A 7,140-nucleotide genomic window follows, 5' to 3' on the forward strand; every position below is an offset into this window, starting at 1 on the left:
GACCTGGACGAGGCGTTGCGCGGAGCGGACTTCGTGTTCTCGGCGATCCGGGTCGGCGGTCTGGAGGGCCGGGCGGCGGACGAGCGGATCGCGCTCGCCGAAGGCGTCCTCGGCCAGGAGACGGTGGGTGCGGGCGGAATCGCGTACGGGCTGCGGACGGTACCGGTCGCCGTGCACATCGCCCGGCGGATCGCCGAACTCGCCCCGGACGCCTGGGTCATCAACTTCACCAACCCGGCCGGTCTGGTGACCGAGGCCATGTCCCGGGTGCTCGGCGACCGGGTCGTCGGCATCTGCGACTCCCCCGTCGGACTCGGCCGCCGGGTCGCCCGGGTCCTGGGCGCGCGTCCGGACGAGGCGTGGATCGACTACGTCGGCCTCAACCACCTCGGCTGGCTGCGCGGCCTGCGGGTCGCGGGCCGTGACGAGCTCCCTCGGCTGCTGGCGGACGAGCAGGCGCTCGGTTCGTTCGAGGAGGGCCGGCTCTTCGGCCCCGAGTGGCTGCGCTCGCTGGGCGCGATCCCCAACGAGTATCTGCACTACTACTACTTCAACCGGGAGGCCGTCCGCGCCTATCAGCAGGCAGAGCGGACCCGCGGCGCCTACCTCCGCGACCAACAGGCCGGTTTCTACGAGGAGATGGGAAAGCCGGACACTCCTGCGCTGGCCACCTGGCACCGGACCCTCGCCGACCGGGAGGCGACGTACATGGCCGCCAACCGGGAGGCCGCCGGGATCGGCGAGCGCGACGAGGAGGATCTGGAGTCGGGCGGGTACGAGAAGGTGGCCCTGGCGCTGATGCGGGCGATCGCGCGCAACGAGCGGGCCACGCTGATCCTCAACGTCCGCAACGGCTCCACCCTTTCGGTGCTGGACGCGGACGCGGTGATCGAGGTGCCGTGCTTCGTGGACGCGGCCGGGGCCCATCCGGTGTCGGTGGCGCCGCTGCCGTACCACGCGGTGGGTCTGGTGACGGCGGTCAAGGCCGTCGAGCGCGAGGTGCTGGCGGCGGCGGAGAGCGGCTCGCGGACCACGGCGGTGAAGGCGTTCGCGCTGCACCCGCTGGTCGACTCGGTGTCCGTCGCCCGCCGGCTGGTCGACGGCTACACCGCGGGCCATGCGGAACTGGCCTACCTGCGACGCTGAATCGACCGACACGACTGTCCGACGAACATCTTTACGCCCCTGGGGGCGCGGCATACGCTCGCGCCCCATGGACTCACCTGGGATACGTCGTACACGTCCGAGAAGGGCGATGGTCCGTCTCACCGCGGGCTGTCTGCTGGCCGCCGGTCTGCTGGGAGCCGGACCGGCGGCCGCCGACCCGTCCGCCGGCGTCGACGACGTCGTCGACACGGCGACCGTCGTTCCCGTGCAGACCACGGGCCCGGCCGACAAGCGCTTCAACCTGGTCGTGATGGGCGACGGCTACACCGCCGAGGAGATGCCGGCGTTCCGGGCCGACGTCGAGAAGCATCTGAACGTGCTGTGGAGCGTCGAGCCCTTCGCTTCGTACCGCTCGTACATCAACGTCTGGGCGGTGGAGGTCCCTTCACTGCAGTCGGGCGTGGACTGCGACCCGGGACTCGACGCGCCCCGGCGTGACACTCCGCTGAACATGGGCTTCTGGGGCGGCTGCAATCCGAGCAGCGTGCAGCGGCTGCTGACGGTCGACAGCGGGAAGGCCGCGGCGCTCGCCGACCTCGTCCCGGGCACGAGCGGCGCCAACCGGCAGATCGTGGCCCTGGCGCACAGCGACACCTACGGTGGCGCGGGCGGCAGCTACGCCACCGCGTCCGGCGGCAACGCGCTCTCCTCGCTGATCACCCCGCACGAGATCGGCCACTCGCTCGGCAAGCTCCAGGACGAGTACGACTACTACGCGCGCGGGGTCGCCGGCGGCACGTACGCCGGCCCCGAGCCGTCCTCGACGCACCACACCCTGCTGACCGAGGAGCAGATGCGCGAGCAGCGCGCCAAGTGGTGGCGCTGGCTGGGCGAGCGGAGCGAGGCGGGCGGTGTCATCGGCCGTTTCGAGGGCGGGCTGTACAGCACCAAGGGCGTCTGGCGGCCGAGCAAGCACTCGATCATGAAGACGCTCGGCTACGCCTTCGACCAGGTCGAGCGCGAGGTGATGGTCCAGGCGATCTCGGGCAAGGTGAATCTCGTGCAGCAGCACACGCCCGACACGGCGCCGATCGGGGCCGATCGGACGGTCTGGGTGGACACCCTGCACCCGCTGGGCGGGGAACTCGCCGTCGTGTGGCGGCTGGACGGCAAGACGGTCGGCAGCGGCGACACCCGGGCGGTCGACCTGCGCCGCCTGCACCTCACCCCCGGGGATCACACCCTGACGGCGACGGTCAGCGACCCGACCCCGTTCGTCCGCGACCCCGCGGTCCGCGGTTCGACCGCCCTGACCCGTACGGTGAGCTGGACGGTGAACCGCGCGCTGACCACGCCCACGGCGGAGGTCGAGGCGGCCTTCACCGGCCACACGCCGACGGCGTCGCCCGTCGGCGCGAGCTCGGTCGTCCACGCCGACACGACCCACCCGACACGCGGCTCCTTCGCCGTCCACTGGCGACTGGACGGCCGGACGGTCCACAACCCGGGCAACGACCGCGATCTGGACCTGCGTTCGCTGCGCCTCAGCCCCGGCACGCACACCCTGACGGCCAGGATCCCGGGCACGGACGCCGAGTTGAGGTGGACGGTGGACGCCCGTCCGGCGACGGGCTCGTACGAGCTGTCCGAGCCGCTGCGCACGGTGAGCCGCCCGGGCCGCCCGGTCGAGTACGTCTACGACGGGGAGTTCACGATGAGGCTGACGGCCCGGGACGATCAACCGGGCACCGTGGTCAGCCAGTTCCGGGTGGACGGCGACGGCTGGTACACGTACTACGGCTGGCCGACCGACGCCGACGCGCCCTTCCGCTTCTCGCCGAGCGGCACGGTCATCGACGATCTCGTCTACGGCAAGCTGGGCAGGAGCCGGGCGGTCCCGTGGGACGACGCGACACCGGACTACGGGACGCACACGATCGAGTACCGCTCGATGGACGCGGCGGGCAATGTGAGCGCGGCGAAGTCGTTCCGGGTGACGCTGGTCGAGCCGCGCGGATGACGGGGCGCCGGCCTGTGCACGAAGACCCGCGGGGCTGACGGGACCCCGATCGGCACACGAAGGGACCCGCGGGGCCGACCGAGCACCGGCTGACACGAAGGGCCCGCGGACCGTCCGGTCCGCGGGCCCTTCGTGCAGCGGCGGCCCTCAGGCCTTGCGTCCGACGGCGGCCCAGCCCGGGATGGGGTCGTCGCCCTGGACCGGGACGGCCTCGCCCAGCTCCGGGTGCCACTCCGCGGTGAGCGAGACACCGGGTTCGACGAGTTCGAGACCGTCGAAGAACGCGGCCAGCTCGTCGCGCGAGCGCGGCCGCAGGGTCAGCCCGCGGGCCTTGTACATGCCGACGGCCTTCGCCGCCCCCTCCGGGTCGAAGTCGCCCGTGACGTGCGAGAGGACGACGTAGCTGCCCGGCGCGAGCTTGTCGACGAGCTTGCCGACCAGGTCGTACGCCCCGTCCTCGTCCCCCACGAAGTGCAGCAGGGCGAGCATCGACAAAGCTATGGGCTTGTCGAAATCAAGGACCTTTCCGGCCCTTTCGAGAATGAGCTCGGGGTCGCGGGCGTCCGCCTGGATGTACTCGGTGGCCCCTTCGGGCGTCGAGCGCAGCAGGGCGGCCGCGTGCGCGAGCACGATCGGGTCGTTGTCGCAGTAGACGATCCGGGAGTCCGGCGCGGCCTCCTGGGCGATCTGGTGCAGGTTGGGCTCGGTGGGGATGCCCGTGCCGATGTCCAGGTACTGCCGTACGCCGTGGGCGCTGAGCCACCGTATGGCGCGGTGCATGAACGCCCGGTTGACCCGCGCCATGTCCCGGCCGCGCGCGTCGACGGTGAGCAGCTGCTTGGCCATCTCCTCGTCGACCGGGTAGTTGTCCTTGCCGCCCAGGAACCAGTCGTACATCCGCGCGGGATGCGGCTTGCTGGTGTCGATCCGTACGGCTGCGGGGTCCTGGCTCATCGAGGCTCCTGGTCGGCGGAGAGAACTACGGGTATGAGAGCAAGAGTTACGCGACGGTAGGGGTGTGATGGAAGGGGTCAGGTGAGCAGAAAGTCGGCCTGACCGGATTTCGCTCCTTGGATGAAGGCGGCGATCTCTCCGTGGGTGTAGATGAGCGCTGGTCCCTCAGGGTCTGCGGACTGTCGCACGGCGACTCTGCCGTCGGCCAGCTTCATGGCCTCCACGCAGTTGCCCCCGTTCCCGCCGCTCCACGGCTTGTGCCATCCCTCGGCACCGAGATCCGCGGCGGGCATGCCGTTGTATATGCGATCCATTCACAGCTCCTTGCGGAGATCCCGGAGGATCTCCTTCGTGCGTTGTGCAGTCGCGGCCTGGGCCGCCATGCGGTCCATGACCTCGAGATGGGAGGCCACCTCGGGGCGCGCGTCGAGATAGACGGCGCCGGTGAGGTACTCGCTGTAGACCATGTCCGGGAGTTCGGGCACGGCGAAGCGGAAGAGGACGAACGGTCCGTAGGTGCCGGGGTGGTGGCCGGACGCGAACTCCGCGATCTGCAGGGTGACGTTCGGCAGCTCGGACGCTTCGAGTAGCCGGTCGAGCTGGTCGCGCATCACTTCGGGCCCATCGCCGACCGGTCGGCGGAGGACGGTCTCGTCCATGATCACCCAGAACTTCGGGGCGTCGTCCCTGGTCAGCAGGGACTGCCGCTCCATCCGCAGGGCTACATGACGTTCGATGTCCTCGGCGTTGCTCCCACCGACGGCCCCGCTGCGCAGGATGGCGCGGGCGTACCCCTCGGTCTGCAGCAGACCGGGGACGAACTGCGGTTCGTAGGCACGGATGAGGGCGGCCGCCCCCTCCAGGCTGACGTACATGGAGAACCAGCCGGGCAGCACGTCATGGAACCGCTGCCACCAGCCGGGGAGGTTGGCCTCCTCGGCGAGGGCGACGAAGCCCTCCGCCTCGGAGTCGGTGATGCCGTACGCCTTCAGCAGGAGCTGGACGTACGGAATCTTCAGCGCGACTTCCGCCGTCTCCATGCGACGGATGGTGGCCGGAGCGACCCGGAGGACCTTGGCGGCCTCCTCCCGCTTCAGGCCGGCCCGCTCGCGCAGATCCTGCAGACGCTTGCCGAGAACGACCTGTCCCACCGTGGGGGCGGACCGCGGCTCGCTCACTCTCAGACCTCCCCGACGCGCTGTTTTGGTTGAGTGTGCCATGAACAGGGCCAGAGAGAACACAGCACTCTGCAATTTTCAGAGTGCCACTTGCCAAGTGTCCGAGTCGGGAGCAAAGTATTCCGGTGAACCAGTACGTGCTGCTGCCGCGCGCCGCCACGGGGGCGATGTACGGCACTGCTTACCCACTGTTGTGAGGACCGGTCGTGGCTTCTGGTAACGCGCTCCCCTCAGGTCTAGCGACCCCCCGCGTCATGACCCAGCGCCCACGAACCGACGCTTCCCGTCCCGGCCTCCGCCCCGATGTCCGCCGGTTCGCCTTCGAACTGCCGGCCCGCACGTCCTCCGTGTCGCGCGCCCGCAGACTGGCGGAGGAGCGGCTGATCCTCTGGGGCTGCGATCCGGAGATCCGCGACACGGTGACGCTGATCGTCTCCGAGCTCGTCACCAACGCCGTCGTCCACACCGCGTCCACCCATGTCATCTGCGAATTGCGCGAGGGCGAAGAGCAGCTGCGCATAGCGGTACGGGACGAGGGCGGCGCCGGCGATCCGCGGATACGCGACTGCGGCGAGGAGGAGCGAGGGCGCGGACTGATGCTCGTGGACGGGCTGTGCAGCGCGTGGGGGGCGGACCGTACGGGCCATGGAACGGCGCGGGTCGTCTGGGCCGAACTGGCCCACGGCATGGGGCACACGTGCTGAGGTCGATGGCGACGCTGCTGACGCCGAGGTCGCGCAGGAGCGCGGGGGCCGATTCGACCCGCCTGGTCGTGCCGCCGGGCTTCCGTACCGCTCTGGGCTGCGACGCGGTGGGCGTGCCGGCGCGCTACGGCTTCCGGATCCTGTCCCGGCTGCCCGCCAAGGGGTGTGTCTACGCGGATACGGACTGGTGGTGGTGGCTGGTGCCGACCGGCTCGGACCTGGAGCTGACCTGGCCGATGCCGGCCTGCTACGCCCCCGGCGCGGAGATCCCGGACCGCCGCCCCCGCCTGATCCACCGCCCCGACGGCACCTCGCCGTACACCCCGCCGATCCCCCTCTATCTGCTGTGCTGCCAGCTGACGGGGACCGCTCCCTCCTGGACCCTCTTTCCCACGCAGAGTGACGGCGTAATGTCGGAGCATGTTCACCCCTCAGGGCCCGACCGTCCGTGAGCTGGCCGTCCAGGCCTTCTCTTCGGTGGAGCACGGCTACGACCTGCTGGCGAAGAAGTTCGACGAGACCCCGTTCCGCACCCCGGACCCCGTCCTGGACGCGGTGACGGAGACCCTGCGCCCCCTGGGCCCCTTCGACCGGGGCCTCGACCTCTGCTGCGGCACCGGCGCGGGCCTCTCTGTCCTGCGATCGCTGTGCACGGGCAGGGTCACGGGCGTGGACTTCAGTACGGGCATGCTGGCCGAGGCCCGCCGCTCCCACCCGAAGGCCACCCTGATCCGCGCGGACGCCCTGGCCCTCCCCTTCGCGCCGGCCTTCGACCTGGCGGTCAGCTTCGGCGCCTTCGGCCACTTCCTCCCGGCGGAACAGTCCGGACTCTTCGCCCGGACCCACGCCTCCCTCCGCCCGGGCGGCCTCCTCGCCTTCCCCCTCCCGGCACCCCCACGGGTCGGCTCACTGCCGTACTGGACCCTGCTCGGCTTCGACGTGACGATGCGCGTACGGAACGCGCTGTGGCGCCCGCCCTTCGTCATGTACTACCGCACGTTCCGCCTGGCGGACGTGCGCGAACGCCTGACAGCGGCGGGCTTCGAGGTGTCGCTGCTGCCGATCGAGGCGCTGGGGCGCCGGGAGGACGGCAGCCCGCGCTGCCGACTGGTGGTGGCGCGGAAGGCGTAGCCCGCTTCAGGAAGCCGGCCGGACAACGACGAAGGCGGTCCGTGGC

The 7,140-nt window shown here is 70.7% G+C and carries 8 protein-coding genes; 5 read left to right on the forward strand and 3 right to left on the reverse strand.

The window, feature by feature from the left end; translation table 11 throughout:
• Together ACFVZW_RS36310 and ACFVZW_RS36315 are read left to right on the forward strand one after the other, a co-directional pair.
• Positions 1-1,146: 6-phospho-beta-glucosidase (locus tag ACFVZW_RS36310; protein WP_384530765.1), on the forward strand; the 1,146-nt coding region annotated here is incomplete at its 5' end.
• Positions 1,147-1,255: 109 nt separating this feature from the next.
• Positions 1,256-3,127, forward strand: a complete 1,872-nt coding sequence (locus ACFVZW_RS36315) for a M64 family metallopeptidase (protein WP_384530766.1) — start codon at positions 1,256-1,258, stop codon at positions 3,125-3,127.
• Positions 3,128-3,274: 147 nt separating this feature from the next.
• On the opposite strand, the gene ACFVZW_RS36320 is transcribed toward ACFVZW_RS36315, so the two are convergent.
• The 3 genes from ACFVZW_RS36320 to ACFVZW_RS36330 form a co-directional block, all read right to left on the reverse strand.
• Positions 3,275-4,081, reverse strand: coding sequence for an SAM-dependent methyltransferase (locus tag ACFVZW_RS36320; protein ID WP_384530768.1), 807 nt, complete (start codon positions 4,079-4,081; stop codon positions 3,275-3,277).
• Positions 4,082-4,158: 77 nt separating this feature from the next.
• Positions 4,159-4,395 (reverse strand): DUF397 domain-containing protein, encoded by a 237-nt coding sequence (locus ACFVZW_RS36325; protein WP_137992288.1) that lies wholly within the window; start codon positions 4,393-4,395, stop codon positions 4,159-4,161.
• Positions 4,396-5,259, reverse strand: coding sequence for a helix-turn-helix domain-containing protein (locus ACFVZW_RS36330; protein WP_383563718.1), 864 nt, complete (start codon positions 5,257-5,259; stop codon positions 4,396-4,398). It abuts the gene before it with no gap.
• A gap of 254 nt (positions 5,260-5,513) precedes the next feature.
• Between ACFVZW_RS36330 and ACFVZW_RS36335 the strand changes: the two genes are divergently transcribed.
• From ACFVZW_RS36335 to ACFVZW_RS36345, 3 genes are read left to right on the forward strand one after another with little or no spacing between them, the layout of a single operon-like run.
• Positions 5,514-5,963 (forward strand): ATP-binding protein, encoded by a 450-nt coding sequence (locus ACFVZW_RS36335; protein WP_383563714.1) that lies wholly within the window; start codon positions 5,514-5,516, stop codon positions 5,961-5,963.
• Between the two features lie 5 nt (positions 5,964-5,968).
• Entirely contained in the window at positions 5,969-6,415 is a 447-nt protein-coding gene (locus ACFVZW_RS36340; protein ID WP_384530770.1) for a hypothetical protein, read from the forward strand.
• Positions 6,384-7,094: a class I SAM-dependent methyltransferase gene (locus tag ACFVZW_RS36345; RefSeq protein ID WP_384530772.1), complete on the forward strand. Its 711-nt coding sequence runs from the start codon at positions 6,384-6,386 to the stop codon at positions 7,092-7,094. The genes ACFVZW_RS36340 and ACFVZW_RS36345 overlap by 32 nt, the downstream gene beginning before the upstream one ends.
• The last annotated feature ends 46 nt before the right edge of the window (positions 7,095-7,140 follow it).

This window comes from Streptomyces sp. NPDC059567 (genome assembly GCF_042735655.1).
In the GTDB taxonomy this organism is placed as follows: Bacteria; Actinomycetota; Actinomycetes; order Streptomycetales; family Streptomycetaceae; genus Streptomyces.